Source organism: uncultured Nonlabens sp., from assembly GCF_947495285.1.
Classification (GTDB): Bacteria; Bacteroidota; Bacteroidia; order Flavobacteriales; family Flavobacteriaceae; genus Nonlabens.
This window is the reverse complement of record NZ_CANLXZ010000011.1, coordinates 20,458-33,873: the sequence shown is the minus strand read 5'-3', so window position 1 is coordinate 33,873 and position 13,416 is coordinate 20,458. Positions and strand designations below refer to the sequence as shown.

The window sequence follows — 13,416 nt, the reverse complement described above, 5'->3', positions numbered from 1 at the left end:
ATTAAATATGGTGATGAAGCACTTTAATTTGCGGTGCAGTTGCGATGCGCTCGTTTATAAAATCAACATCTCTTATAAATATAGTGTTGAATTGGTTTTTATCATATTTATCTAAAGGATTCAGTTTTCTCGTAAATGGCAAATATCTATATGGTAAAAAGCCCAGTGCTATTAAGAAATTTGAAATTTCATCATCTTCAATATTGTAATTTTTTCCAGATCCATTTAACTCAACAATAACAACCTTTAAAGTTGCGCTATTTAATGTTCTAACAGCACCTTTAAGCGCTTGTAATTCAAAACCTTCTACATCTATTTTCATAGCTGTCACACTAGTTCTGTTTACCAGTTGATCTATCGTTTGAACATTTATAGCAGTAGCTTTGGGATGACATACATCAACTATTTTATTCATCACACCTTTATCATTACTAAGAAACAAGGTCCCAGCCTCACTAGAAACACCACAATTATGAGCTTGTACAAGTGCATCTAGTTTATTAAGAATTACCTGTTCTTGTAATCTATTAAATGTAGTTTTTAATGGCTCTACACAAATAGTCTTATTACCTACAGAGCCTGAGGTAAGAATACTGAAGTGTCCCATATTTGCTCCTACATCTAGAAAGCAATCTTCTCTTCTCAAAAAATGCAGTAAAAACAATGATTCTCTAAACTCATATAACCCATAATATATGTTCCCTACTAATCCAGCATCACCTTTTTGAATAGATAATTTCAGACCATTTACCCATTGATGTATAACACGAGTTTTATAACTAAATTGCAAGTTTGTGTTTATGTATCGCCTTAGAGCTTGTCGTGGCTTATTAGCTGTTAACTCATGGCATTTAAACATCCTGAAACGCTTTTTATTTTTGGCTATAATGGCGTTTAAACTAATCATTAATTACAGATTTATAAAAGGATAAATTTTGATTCACAATTTGTTTTTTTGAAAAATTAGACTCTAGATGCATACGCGCATTTTTTCCACATTGCATTGCAAATTCTTTATCAGTTAGCATTTTTTTTAATGCCTGAAAAAATAGCTCGCTATCATCTGGTTGCATAGTTGAGCCTGTAGTTCCATCTATCATAATTTCATTTGCCCAGCCTATATTACTTGTCACTAGTGGTTTTTCTAATGCCATTGCCTCTAGCCATGTCATAGGAAAAGCCTCGGCATAGCTAGGTAGACATACTACAGCTGCTTTATTAATGTATTGATTTACTTCGTCGTAAGGTACTTGCTCTATAAAACTTACTCGTTTTTGAAAACAAGGATCTATCTCATTTAAGATAAGTGTGGATGTCATAGTCCCTGTTAAGGCATCTCTTATATCTTTACCTAAATATTTAAGTTCTACGTCTGGTAAATTACCAGCGAGATTGTTAAAAGCTTTTCCCAGCGCAATAACACCTTTTTTCCTTATTACAGAACCAAAGTTTAAAATATATCTAGATTCTGCTATCGATGCTAATGGAATAAAATTCTCCAGAAGGATTATGTTATGAATGACGGTTATTTGTTTTTTAAGTCGAAATAGCTCCTGCGTTTTTTGAGCGGTAAATACGCTCACACTAGTTATAGCTTTTGCTCTTTTAAGTGCCCATTTTTCAAATAAATAATTCTTCTTTTTTTGAGGTCGATTTTCTAAATGACAAAAATAAGTATCACTGCCATGTAGTCTTATTACAAGAGGCTTTTTAAAATTCATAAAAGCAGTTATGCCTGTCCAGTCTGGTGCTTCTAACACATCTATTTGTGCACTATGCGCATTAATAAATTTTTGAACATATTTTCTATAAAAATAAAAGCCACCTAGCTTGTATTCTTTTTGTTTAATCAAATGAAAGTTAATTTGATGCTCTACAAATGTCAAGTGTTTTTTCTGACCATAAATAAATAGTGTAACCTGATGACCTTCTTCTACAAGTGCTGTCGCGAGGTTTTTAATGCTAGTTCCTATTCCTGCACTATGACGAACTGCTGGATGTGGATACTCTGAAGTGAGAAAGGCGATGTGCATAAGTTAATTCAAAAGTAAATCTTGTGTCAATATTCGAGTAAAGGATTTCGCTCCTTTATTATTTAAGTAACCACAATCTGCAAAATACATCTCTTTATCATCAAAAATATTTATAAAACTCGTGACACTTGGGTATTTATCTTTCAAATCCTTAATCATGAGATCTCTATTAATAGCTTCTTTACAATATGGTGCAGTGAAAAAAACTAGATTTTTAGGTTCTAGCTCCTGCATCCATAGAATACCGCTATTATTCTCTTTAATAGAGCTAGGTAATTCACCTTTAATATCTACTCCTATACCATCTCTACCGTCATATCCATTTGTTAAATCTTGTCTACTTGGTTTCCCATAATACTGAAGAATCACTTCTCTGAATCCTACAATTTTATCATTAGTAGCATACTGTAAAAAAGGTAATTTAGTGGATTTTGTTAATTCTAGTTTTGACAACAAATTAATTTTAACATTATCATCATTCACAAATGGCATTAGCGAAGAAAGGAAAGCAGGTGAAAAACCATCGGAATTAACTGAATAATCTAATTGGTAAAAAACTTTTTTATAAGAAATATCGTTATCTTTTAAAATCTGTAATAGTGATGCGGAATCATTAACTCTACTTCCTTGCAAACCTAAATTTAAACAAGATTTACCTGTTAATTCAGTGATTAACTCACAATCAATATGATTTTCTACTCTAGAACTACCTAAAAATATATAATCAATATGACTCTCCTTAAGTTGTACAGCATATTGGGTCTTATTCCTTGCAAACCCTGTGTGAAAGGCAGCCGTATATACCGTATCTAAAATAAATACACCAATAATTAGAACTAAAAGCAATCCATATATATATTTAAAAAAAATCTTCATTAAAATTGGAAATAGATAAAATCTTGATGATTAGAATACACCCCTAAAGTAAGTAACATTAAGATAACAGTCCCTATTTTCAGCCATTTTAACCTCCCATTAAAAGGATGTTCTTCTTCTCTATGAAACCATTCATACATTATGAAAATAAATAGTATCAACAACATTTCTATGTTATAACGCTCAATGTTTAGGTACTGTATTTTAAATCCAGTATCTGTAATTATATTTTTTAAGTATTGAAAAGCCTCTGCAATGTTAGAAGCTCTAAAGAAAACCCAAGCTATACAGGCCAGTAGAAAAGTCACCGTCATCTGAAAAAACTCCTTTAATGAAGGTAATATCTTGCCCTGCGCTACTTGATCTAAATTATTTCTGTTTTTATCCAGTAGTAATATCGGAATAAAAAAGAGTGCATGAAGAAATCCCCAAAATACAAAAGTCCAGTTAGCTCCATGCCATAAACCACTCACCATAAATATAATAAACACATTGCGCAGTTGCATCCATTTAGAACCTCTAGATCCACCCAGTGGTATGTATAAATAATCTCTAAACCACGTGGACAGTGAAATGTGCCAGCGTCGCCAAAACTCTGCCATGTCTCTAGAAAAATATGGGTAATTAAAATTACGCATTAAATCAAAGCCTAATAAACGTGCCGTACCGATTGCAATATTTGAATACCCTGCAAAGTCACCATAAATTTGAAAAGCAAAATAGACAGCGCCAAGGATAAGACTCAGGCTGTTCATACTTTCATAAGTATCAAAAATACTATTTACATAAGGTGCGCAACTATCTGCTATGACCACTTTTTGAAATAAACCCCATAGAATGAGGTTAATTCCAGAAATGGCTTGTTCTTCATTAAAGATGCGTTTCTTAGAGAATTGTGGTAATAAATTAGTCGCTCTTTCTATAGGACCTGCAACTAGTTGAGGAAAAAAGGCAACATAAGCTGCAAAATTGATCAAGTTTTTAGAAGGTTCTAATTTCTCACGATAGACATCTATAGTATAACTTAAAGTCTGGAAAGTGTAAAAAGAAATACCTACAGGTAAGATAATATTTAAAGTACTCGCTTGCATCTCATAACCTAGAGAGTTAAAAGCATCTATCCAGGAGTCTATGAAGAAATTAAAGTACTTAAAAAAACCTAGTAAACTAAGATTAACCACTAGAGATATAAAAAGCAACCACTTCTTACTAGACTTTATTTCTGATTTATTAATAGCTATACCTAATGAATAATCTATAATTGTACTAAAGGCTATTAGACCCAAAAAACGATAATCCCACCAGCCATAAAAGAAATAACTCGCCACAAGAATAAGAGCATTTTGCAATTTCAAATTGCGATTCACTACAAACCAATACAGGATAAAACACAGTGGCAGGAAAATTAAAAATTCTATTGAGTTGAAAAGCATGTTTTATTTCTTAAAAAATCTTCGGCGAGTAGTTTAGTAAATGCTAACGCACCTTTATTGTTTAAATGTCCACAATCATAAAAATAATCCAGAGAATCATCAAAAATGTCGTAATAGTTTTTGAAACGGTAGTTCTCTTTTAAAGAGAACCCAAAATCATCTCGATTTTCCGCTTTAGGGCAATTAGGACTGGTATAAAAGTGAACTCTTATGCCATATTCCTTAGCCAATTTCAAGATTTTATTCATGGCAATATTAGACTCCATCGACTTTGGCCATTTACCTTTTAGCCCAGTACCACAACCCAATAGTGGCTTAAATTGCAAAGAAAAATCTTGCTCTGACTTTTTATTGATTACTTTTAAGAAAAACTCTCTAAAACCTATAGGCTTATCGTTTTTCATAAATAAAGTAAATGGCACTCTTACTGACGAAATTTGACCTATTTCAATAGCATGACTTTCTAAAGTTTCGTCATTTAAAAAAGGAACTATTTCAGCGAACATATTTGCTGAGTGCTTGGTTATATTATGCGTGTAATCCAGCTGAATCCAGCACTCACTTAATTTATTATTATTCTTTAATAACGAATAAAACACAGCATAAGAATCGTGTAATGTAGACCGTTCCATTCCTGCATTTATAACTTTTAGATTTGTTATATTTTCAAAAACACTATCCACCACATGAGATTCAGTTCTAGACGATCCCAAAAAAAGGATATCAAATTTATCGTTCTTATGTAGTAAAAGTTCCTGCCTCTTATTTCTAACAATACCATTTCTAAAAGAATAAGAATATATTTCATTTAGAATGAACATAGAACTAATTACCAGTGTTAAAATAATAGCTAGGTAAGAAAAAACTTTTTTCATGTTTTTAATAATTTACTAACCGCTTCCCAGATACGCTCACTAGCTTTTTCAGGTTGCTCTGGTTTATTTACGATTCCAAACCACTTTTTTGTGACAGGCACTGGGTTAAGACTACCATTAAGTAAGCCTTTAATTCCATCATAAATCTCATCTTTATTCATTGCCCAAGTAACGCTAGTATCATAATCTGGCATCGATCGGAAATGAACGTATTTATAATTTTGTCCTATATCACGTATTCCTTTTTTAAGTTGCGGTTGCTCATAGTTTGGGTAAATCGTGGGTTTCTCGTGCGCCACAAAGTCAAAGACCATACTCGAGCATATATTTACCACAAGCTCGCTATGGTAGCACGTATTTACGAGCAAAGCAAAATCCTCCTTAGTAGGCATTACTTGATTCCACTGGCTCCCCATAGGTTTCCATAATGGATCTATAGATGTAATAACATCACTATAGTTAGTTAAAACCTCATCATATCGCCCAGAAAAGTCAATAGGTACTTTTCTATAAATAATCGCTACATCTTTACCTTCTTCTCGCAATTTACGTACAGCGATGGCCGTGTCTTCCAGATAGTATTGATCTAGTGGCGATGTGGTTTGATCATCACCAGAGAAACATATGTATTTTGTGTTCTCATTTAAATTATGTGCTGCACAATACTGTTTACGTGAAAGCAATAAAGAGCTATCATAATGCGGTTCAAATTGTGGTGTTCCTGTTACAAAGATTTGCTTTTCTCTAGTTTTAGGATAATACTCTAGTAGTTGCGCTTTCATCAACTCAGACCACACAAAGTAATAATCTGTTTCTATGGTGGTCATTCCCTTAGGTAGGTTATCCCAACTGTATATCCAGCACGCGGTTTTAATTCCTAGATCTCTGGCAGCAAGAATAGGTGCAATAGCTTGTGTTGCTCGTTGCGTTGTACAAAAAACTAGATCTGGCCGGTGTTCTTCTAATTGTGCTTTTACTTCTTGATAACGACTAGTAGAACGCTCTGCAGCGTTCATTTTATTCATTAATGACTGCCATCCCTTAGGTGTTGCTCTATATTTTTCATAGAAGCTAACAAAAGAGCTTTTCACTATATTTTTTAAACTATTCCATTTTAAAGGAAATCGATAGGTAGGATACACATGGTCCTTGGTTCGCTTTCGCGAAAGCGATAACTCCACTCTTTTACGAGCATGATTCAAGACCGGTGTTTTAGGGTGAATTTTAGTACTCGTTATTTTTAATTCTGGATAATTTAATTCTTTTTTCAGATCAAAAACAGTGTTGTTCCAGTAGGTGATATCAAAGCCTTGTTGCTCACCTATTTCTTTAAAATGTGTAAATGCAAAATTGCGCAATCCTACTCCATCAGGAAAAAGAATGAAAACTTTGGGTTGGTTATTTTTAGAATCAGACATCTATATTTTTAAATCGTTCTCGATCTAGTTTTTTAATTAAGCAGACTATTACACACCTTTATCATCAAAATACTTTTTAAAAAAGTGTCCTACTAAGCTTGTCGAAGTAGCGTTAAAATCTGATAAGATCGTGATTAATAACACGCATTCGACAGGCTCTGGCCAGACATTATATTTTTCTATATTTCAATTTATCGCGTTGTACTTGCTCAATAGGAAGTATATCGGTCGCTTTATAATCTAGTGCTTCATGAACTGCTTTTAAATCACGTGCTAGTTTTCTCATTCCTGCAGGCTCTAGAGATGCGCTATGATCGGTTCCTTTCCAGGTGCGATCTAGTGTATAATGGCGCTCTACGACATTTGCTCCCAGTGTATAAGCAGCAATATCTACAGCTATACCTAGATGGTGTCCAGAAAAACCTATAGTTTTTACACGGTCGCTGTACTTTTGAATCATAGTTGTGATATCTAGTAAACAAACGTCTGGAAATGGTACTGGATAACCAGATGTACAATTGTAAAGAACTAGATCTTTGGCTCTGTTATGCTTTTCAAAAAATTTAACTAGCTCTTCTATCTCATCCTTAGTAGTCATTCCTGTAGAACAGTGAATTTCTCCTTTATAATTCTCGCACAACCAGCCTAGCATTTCATAGTGGTTATTGCAAGCACTAGGGATTTTTATGAATTCTGGATTTAGTCCAGCGATCTCCTTTGCACTAGTCGTGTCCCATACACTGGTAGAATAAGTAATTCCTACTTCTTCACAATATGCTTTTAACTCTGCATGCTGTTTTACATCAAATTCTAAAAATTCTCTATGCGCACCATAGGTATCTCCATAAGAGTTTACAGGGTTAGGATGTGGCGCCTCGTACTGTTCTTTAGTTAACAACTCTATATTATGTCGTTTTTGAAACTTTACAGCATCTACTTTACAAAAAATGGCAGCTACTTTAATTAATTCTTTGGCGATTTCCATATCTCCTTTATGGTTTCCACCTATCTCTGCAATGGTGTATGGTTTTTTATAATGACTCATAACGGTTGTTGTATTTTATTATAAATTCTGTCGCCTCACGGATTGCTCCTTCGGCGCTATTATTTTGCAGTATAACATCTGCATGATTTTTTATAGGTTGTGTAGCATTTGCAGGTGTAAATGACCAGCCAGCAGCACAAATATTTGCCATGTCATTTACATCATCACCTATGTAGGCGATGTTAGAAAATGATAGATTCCTATCGGATATTATTCTTGTTAACAAACTATATTTATCTTTTACTCCTAGATAAACGTCCTTAATTTTTAATTTTTTCATGCGGCTAGCGACTATCTGAGAATCTTCTGAAGTCATAACCATAACTTCTACTCCATACTGACGTAATATTTCTAATCCCATACCGTCACGCATGTCAAATTTTTTCATCAACTCACCATCTGCTCCATAGTAGATGCATCCATCGGTAAATACTCCATCTACATCGAGTATTAAATGAGTTATGTGATCGCTTTGTTTCTTTGCCTTTAATCGAGACGCTAGTAATTCTTCTACAATTTTCCAATCGGTTAAGGAATCTATCTCGGTAAGACTGTCCTCAGGCATAGTTACTGTTGCTATATTACCGCTTATTCTATTATTACTTTCACGCAAAGCAGACTCTGTGGTAACGTAGCAAGCACCGTTTTCAATTAAAAGCCCTTCAAAATCTTGTCTTCTAGGTCTATTAAAGATGTCATAATTCTTAGGGGTACCGTCTGCATGCCATGTAAAACGATGTGAATTAACAACAGTTAACGCGCTATCGTAATTTTTACCATTTTTAACTACCTCTAGACATTTATTTATATCTACTGCTGTCGTGAATGGAGAGGTGGCTTGCAATAGACAGAATAAGTCAAACTTAGATTCTAATCCATCTATAAACTCCATCATCGCTAGCTCTGTACTTGCTGTGTCCGTTGCGCTTGCGTCACTGCGCTTTACTGCTTTTACCTTATCTGTCCAGTGGTATTCTTTTTCTATAAATGAAAGAATATCCAGATCATCTGTATAAATGTAAACTTTGTCCAGATTAGAAGCAATCGCTTCTCCTAGTGTCCAGCAAAAAAGAGGTCTTCCTAGAAGTTTCTTTTTGTTTTTTCCAGGAATACCTTTGGAACCTGCACGTAAGGGAATAAATCCTATGGATTTCATAATTATAGCGTTGTAGACAAATTTAAGGAAATTTGAATGAAAATGATTTAAAAAACAAACTTTACAAAATTCTAAGTTTAATCTCTAATTTTTTTCTTTAAAATCTTTTTAAAATTATTCCAATTAAGTTTAACAAATTCCATTCTTACCCTTACATCTATCAGGCCGTTTATCACAGCAAGATCATACAATTCACCGTTTAAAACATTTTTTTTTCTAGTAAATTTTAAAAACGCTATATATCTAGAGATCTTCACATTGTAAATCTGTTCATTAAAAACAGAACTAAAACTTTCATAATTTCCTTGAATCTTTAGTGCAAGTTGAGTTCGCAAACATTTATCACAGCCCGAACAATTGATAAGACCTTGATCTATAACTTTAAAAGGGTCAACACATACGTCTAAATGCTGCTGCGGGATTTTTTGTTCACTTATAATATAAGTCCTTTGAAATCTAGTTAAAGTACCTAACGAGGTTTTAATTTTTAAACGGCCGCTACTCAATGCTGGGGTGAGGAAATTATTAATATAAATAAAGTCTAGTTCGTGACGATCTAAATAATCATTTTTTTGCCCAGTACTATAATGGTAAACATTGCAAATACCGCAGAGCAAGTGCGCACAAGACAGTTGTAAAAATGCATGATTATCTTGAAATTTTGCTTTAGTAAAATTGCTTAAATTAGAGGTGACTGTGTACAATGGCATTTTTAATTTACTAGCAACAAGTTCTACATTAGAAAACCGATGTTGTCTAATAGAATCTGTTTTTTGTTGAAAATTTTTACCATGAGAGCCAGCATCAAAAAAAGTAAGAGCGCTTAACTCTTTTTGTTTAGAGAATATTGTAGCAAAGCTATCTACCCCACATGATAAGCCAGTAGCTGTTTGATTATTCATCAAACATGGTGAAAAATGTTGTGATTCCACATCTAGAAGAGGAGTAAAATCAGTTGTATAGGCTTGTTTCATTACTGGAAAAAGTTCATTAATCAACCCATCCTTTAATGTTTCATCAATAATACCATTTGATTTAATGTTCCAATTATTCTCAAATGAAAGTGGTAATAAAGCAATGATCGCAGCATTCCAAAGGTCACTCTCTATAATCTTATCTAATTTAAAATTGGTTTGATAATATAGGTTTTCCAACTTATCATTTAGAGAAACTTGTACTTCTACACGTCCTGACTCGCTAAATTCCTCAACTATAATATCTCTAATTACAATCATCTATGATAATTTTTTAAATCATCTAAACTCGCATAAGTTTTGAGGACTTCTTTCTTAATCACTTTATAATCTAATTGTTCATGCGCCAATATTTGATTATACTTAAAAGCTTTTTGAATCATTTGAGTATCAATCACTGCTTGCTGAATAAGTGCCGCAATATCTTCTGTGTCAAGTGGATCTTCTATAAGAAGTCCATTTATCTCGTGGCTTATAATTTCTGCTGTTGCTCCTCCTGGATTAGACTGTATAGGAAATGCTCCCATAGATATGGCCTCGAGTAAAGTATTAGGCATACCATCTGAAACACTGTTTCCTATGTAAATCAAAGACTTGCCCATTAATTCCATGATATTATCATGGGATATGGAAGGTAAAAAAGAGATGTTTTTACAATGTGTTTTGTGCTCTAAAACAAAGTTGTTTTCACATCCAAATAGTATAATTTGTATTTCTTCAGAAAAATTAATTAAGTCTAAAGCTTTTAAAACTATAGAAGCTTTTGCTAATTCATTCTCATAACCTTTAACTAGTAATAGCTTTCTATCTTTAATAGGATTTCTAAATGGCAAAAACTGTTCTAACTTAAATCCACCACCACCAGGAAAGACACCTAGATGATTCCCTTTAAAGCCCATTCTAACAGCTATTCCTTGATCTCGTTTACAATCTGTTATGAGATAATCTACACGCTTCAATACAGATGAAACTTCAATATTATAATTGGGTTTATTTGATCTGTTAAACAAATCACTTCCCCAACTTGAATACAACCAATTAATGTTTTGGTTTTCATTCATGACATCGATAATAGGCAAGCATGAAGTGTAAAGCGCAAAACTATGAACTAGATCTGGTTGAATTTCTCGTATCGTTTTTGCAAAAGCGTCTTCTACTGTCGTATCATATTTATGAACTAGAGCATTAAAAAGTTTAGGTAGTCTAGTTTTAATAAAAGTACGTCCTCGTTTTTTTAAAAATCCTTTTTTCCATCCTGTAATTTGAGTCATCCAACTCATAGATGGGGCATATCCTTGATCTAATATATCAAACCAGTACACCTCATGACCACTATCCCGCAACTGCTCTGACCAGCGACGGAAGTGTATAGAGTTCATGGAAACTAGTAGGATTTTCATTAGCGATTAATTAAATTAACAGTCCACTGAATAAACTTATTTGAACGATCGAACTTAAACGTATATGGGGAGTTGTGGTAGCTTTTTATTATAGCTTCCAATAGAATTTCATTTACCTTTTCTAAGTTTATAAAATTTGGAACTTTTTTTCCAGTTGCTTTTTTCATTAGCGACTTTAAAGATTTAACTTGAGGATGTTCAACTACTTTTAGATGTACAACTTGAGATATTTCTACATCATTTAAATAGAATAAAAATGCTAGTAATTCTTCTTGAGTAGCATAAATTTCAAAACTTTGAGAAGGTTTCTCTAGTGCTTTATAACACTTGGAATGAAAAGGTAAACCCCATAATTTAAAGTTATTTGCTTTTACCTTTTGCGTCTTTTTACTAATAGAAAAATAATTAAAATTTACACGCTCCTGATTTGAATGAAATGGTAATCTGCTACTTGAACTACGATATGATTTTTCATGCCACTGATGTTTGAAAAATATTTTGCTTTCGCAAAAGCGGACTTCATAACCAGCATTTTTCAAACGCATATGTACATCTGTATCTTCACTACCCCAACCGTGATAAAACTCATCAAAACCATTTATATTAACGAGTTGTTCTGTAGGAAAAATAGAGATTCCAGTTGCCTCGTGATCTGTTTGAAATTTAATTTTGTAATCTTCAAAAGACTTTTCTAAGGAACTTTCTTCTTCGGTCATTATACCTACTGTAAAATAAACGGTATCGTTTTGAGAAAACGATTTTACTTGACTTTTTATAAATTCAGGATGCCATATCATATCCATGTCAGACACCATTAAATGAGTGGTCTTACAGGATTTTAACACCATGTTGATACATCTAGACTTATTCCATAACTGTCCTTGTGTAGGACATTTTACAAGCTCTACTTGATCATGTGTTTTTAATAACTGTTCCAGCGCTGCTTGATAAGACTTTTCACTACCATAATCTACAATTACCAACTGCGTAGACTCATCAAGTTGCGGTATAATAGAACTCACACTACGTTGAACCGTTTTAAGGTCACGATTGCGATTAGGAATCACTATGGTTAAAGAATTATTCATGATGGGACTTTATTACGTCAATAATTTTAGCAACCGCATTTCCATCTCCGTAAGGATTTAAGGCAGCAGCCATTTTATCATAATGATTTTTATCATTTATTAATCGACGTGTCTCTTTAATAATTCTTTCTTTATTATTTCCTACTAATAGTACCGCTCCACTTTCTACTGCTTCTTGTCTTTCAGTAAATTCTCGCATAACTATTACAGGCTTATTAAGAGATGGTGCTTCTTCTTGAATTCCTCCACTATCTGTAATTATCAAATAACTACGTTGCATCATCCATATGAACAACTCGTAATCCAGTGGCTTAAGAAGTTTTACATTATTAATTCCATCTAGTTCTTTGTGAACAGGTTTTAGGATTTTAGGGTTAAGGTGTACTGGAAAAATAATTTGAGTATCAGGAAATTCTTCTGCTATAATTTTAAGCGCTTTACAAATTTCTAAAATACCAACACCTTGATTCTCTCTGCGATGACTAGTTACTAAAATAACTTTTGAATTGCCTATCGATTTTTTAAAATCGAGTAATCTTTGTGATGGCGATTCCTTAACAATTTGTAAACCTAGAAATAGTGAATCTATCACAGTATTTCCAGTTACCGTAATGGCTGGCACCTCTATATTTTCATCTAATAATTCTTTTTGACATCGCACTGTAGGTGCCATATGCAATGAGGCAAGTCTAGATATGATCTGTCGATTTGCTTCTTCAGGGAATGGTGAATAGATATTATGCGTGCGTAAACCTGCTTCAACGTGAACAATTTTCTTTTGAGAATAAAAAGATGAAAGTGCTGCTACCATTGCCGTAGTTGTATCTCCATGTACAAAAACATAATCTGGATTAAAACTATCTATAACGGAAGAAATCCCTTCCATTAATTTACTCGATAAAGTGGTTAAACTTTGATCAGGACGCATTAAGTTTAAATCACTATCTGACTTCAAATCGAAGAAGTGCATTACCTGATCCAGCATTTCTCTATGCTGAGCAGTGAGACAAAGGTGTAGATCAAAATAATCTGGCTGTGCTAAAAAACCTTTTATTAAAGGAGCCATTTTAATAGCTTCGGGACGCGTACCTATGACGATTAATATCTTTTTCATAAAA

The 13,416-nt window shown here is 33.4% G+C and carries 12 protein-coding genes; all 12 read right to left on the bottom strand.

From position 1 onward, the window contains the following. Position 1 precedes the first annotated feature (1 nt). The 12 genes from Q0838_RS06230 to wecB all read right to left on the bottom strand — a co-directional run bounded on the left by Q0838_RS06230 (position 2) and on the right by wecB (position 13,412). Complete coding sequence (locus Q0838_RS06230; RefSeq protein WP_298952461.1) at positions 2–907, bottom strand: FkbM family methyltransferase; 906 nt, start codon at positions 905–907, stop codon at positions 2–4. Further along, positions 900–2,033, bottom strand: coding sequence for a glycosyltransferase family 4 protein (locus Q0838_RS06225; protein WP_298952459.1), 1,134 nt, complete (start codon positions 2,031–2,033; stop codon positions 900–902). Before Q0838_RS06225 ends, Q0838_RS06230 begins: the two co-directional genes overlap by 8 nt. 3 nt (positions 2,034–2,036) lie before the next feature. Continuing rightward, on the bottom strand, positions 2,037–2,909 hold the full coding sequence (locus Q0838_RS06220) for a hypothetical protein (protein WP_298952457.1): 873 nt from the start codon (positions 2,907–2,909) through the stop codon (positions 2,037–2,039). Continuing rightward, the gene (locus tag Q0838_RS06215; RefSeq protein ID WP_298952455.1) at positions 2,909–4,342 is read right to left on the bottom strand and encodes an MBOAT family O-acyltransferase; all 1,434 of its coding nucleotides are present in this window, start codon (positions 4,340–4,342) and stop codon (positions 2,909–2,911) included. Before Q0838_RS06215 ends, Q0838_RS06220 begins: the two co-directional genes overlap by 1 nt. After that, positions 4,324–5,217, bottom strand: a complete 894-nt coding sequence (locus Q0838_RS06210; protein ID WP_298952453.1) for a hypothetical protein — start codon at positions 5,215–5,217, stop codon at positions 4,324–4,326. Before Q0838_RS06210 ends, Q0838_RS06215 begins: the two co-directional genes overlap by 19 nt. Next, on the bottom strand, positions 5,214–6,635 hold the full coding sequence (locus tag Q0838_RS06205) for a UDP-glycosyltransferase (RefSeq protein ID WP_298952451.1): 1,422 nt from the start codon (positions 6,633–6,635) through the stop codon (positions 5,214–5,216). Before Q0838_RS06205 ends, Q0838_RS06210 begins: the two co-directional genes overlap by 4 nt. Positions 6,636–6,804: 169 nt before the next feature. Next, positions 6,805–7,680: an N-acetylneuraminate synthase family protein gene (locus Q0838_RS06200; protein ID WP_298952449.1), complete on the bottom strand. Its 876-nt coding sequence runs from the start codon at positions 7,678–7,680 to the stop codon at positions 6,805–6,807. Then, positions 7,667–8,836 carry an acylneuraminate cytidylyltransferase gene (locus Q0838_RS06195; RefSeq protein WP_298952447.1) on the bottom strand — a complete coding sequence of 390 codons (1,170 nt, stop codon included), beginning with the start codon at positions 8,834–8,836 and terminating at the stop codon, positions 7,667–7,669. The genes Q0838_RS06200 and Q0838_RS06195 overlap by 14 nt, the downstream gene beginning before the upstream one ends. A gap of 77 nt (positions 8,837–8,913) precedes the next feature. Beyond that, complete coding sequence (locus Q0838_RS06190; protein WP_298952445.1) at positions 8,914–10,071, bottom strand: hypothetical protein; 1,158 nt, start codon at positions 10,069–10,071, stop codon at positions 8,914–8,916. Then, positions 10,068–11,210 carry a glycosyltransferase gene (locus tag Q0838_RS06185; protein WP_298952443.1) on the bottom strand — a complete coding sequence of 381 codons (1,143 nt, stop codon included), beginning with the start codon at positions 11,208–11,210 and terminating at the stop codon, positions 10,068–10,070. Before Q0838_RS06185 ends, Q0838_RS06190 begins: the two co-directional genes overlap by 4 nt. Continuing rightward, the gene (locus Q0838_RS06180; protein WP_298952441.1) at positions 11,210–12,298 is read right to left on the bottom strand and encodes a galactosyltransferase-related protein; all 1,089 of its coding nucleotides are present in this window, start codon (positions 12,296–12,298) and stop codon (positions 11,210–11,212) included. The genes Q0838_RS06185 and Q0838_RS06180 overlap by 1 nt, the downstream gene beginning before the upstream one ends. Then, positions 12,291–13,412, bottom strand: coding sequence for a non-hydrolyzing UDP-N-acetylglucosamine 2-epimerase (wecB, locus tag Q0838_RS06175; protein ID WP_298952439.1), 1,122 nt, complete (start codon positions 13,410–13,412; stop codon positions 12,291–12,293). Before wecB ends, Q0838_RS06180 begins: the two co-directional genes overlap by 8 nt. Positions 13,413–13,416: the final 4 nt, after the last annotated feature.

Excerpts from the sequence above, each read along its gene's own strand:
- Q0838_RS06225 (WP_298952459.1), bottom strand. The coding sequence starts at position 2,033 with ATGCACATCGCCTTTCTCACTTCAGAGTATCCACATCCAGCAGTTCGT.
- Q0838_RS06180 (WP_298952441.1), bottom strand. The coding sequence starts at position 12,298 with ATGAATAATTCTTTAACCATAGTGATTCCTAATCGCAATCGTGACCTT.
- Q0838_RS06230 (WP_298952461.1), bottom strand. The coding sequence starts at position 907 with ATGATTAGTTTAAACGCCATTATAGCCAAAAATAAAAAGCGTTTCAGG.
- Q0838_RS06220 (WP_298952457.1), bottom strand. The coding sequence starts at position 2,909 with ATGAAGATTTTTTTTAAATATATATATGGATTGCTTTTAGTTCTAATT.
- Q0838_RS06200 (WP_298952449.1), bottom strand. The coding sequence starts at position 7,680 with ATGAGTCATTATAAAAAACCATACACCATTGCAGAGATAGGTGGAAAC.
- Q0838_RS06210 (WP_298952453.1), bottom strand. The coding sequence starts at position 5,217 with ATGAAAAAAGTTTTTTCTTACCTAGCTATTATTTTAACACTGGTAATT.
- Q0838_RS06215 (WP_298952455.1), bottom strand. The coding sequence starts at position 4,342 with ATGCTTTTCAACTCAATAGAATTTTTAATTTTCCTGCCACTGTGTTTT.
- Q0838_RS06195 (WP_298952447.1), bottom strand. The coding sequence starts at position 8,836 with ATGAAATCCATAGGATTTATTCCCTTACGTGCAGGTTCCAAAGGTATT.
- wecB (WP_298952439.1), bottom strand. The coding sequence starts at position 13,412 with ATGAAAAAGATATTAATCGTCATAGGTACGCGTCCCGAAGCTATTAAA.
- Q0838_RS06185 (WP_298952443.1), bottom strand. The coding sequence starts at position 11,210 with ATGAAAATCCTACTAGTTTCCATGAACTCTATACACTTCCGTCGCTGG.
- Q0838_RS06205 (WP_298952451.1), bottom strand. The coding sequence starts at position 6,635 with ATGTCTGATTCTAAAAATAACCAACCCAAAGTTTTCATTCTTTTTCCT.
- Q0838_RS06190 (WP_298952445.1), bottom strand. The coding sequence starts at position 10,071 with ATGATTGTAATTAGAGATATTATAGTTGAGGAATTTAGCGAGTCAGGA.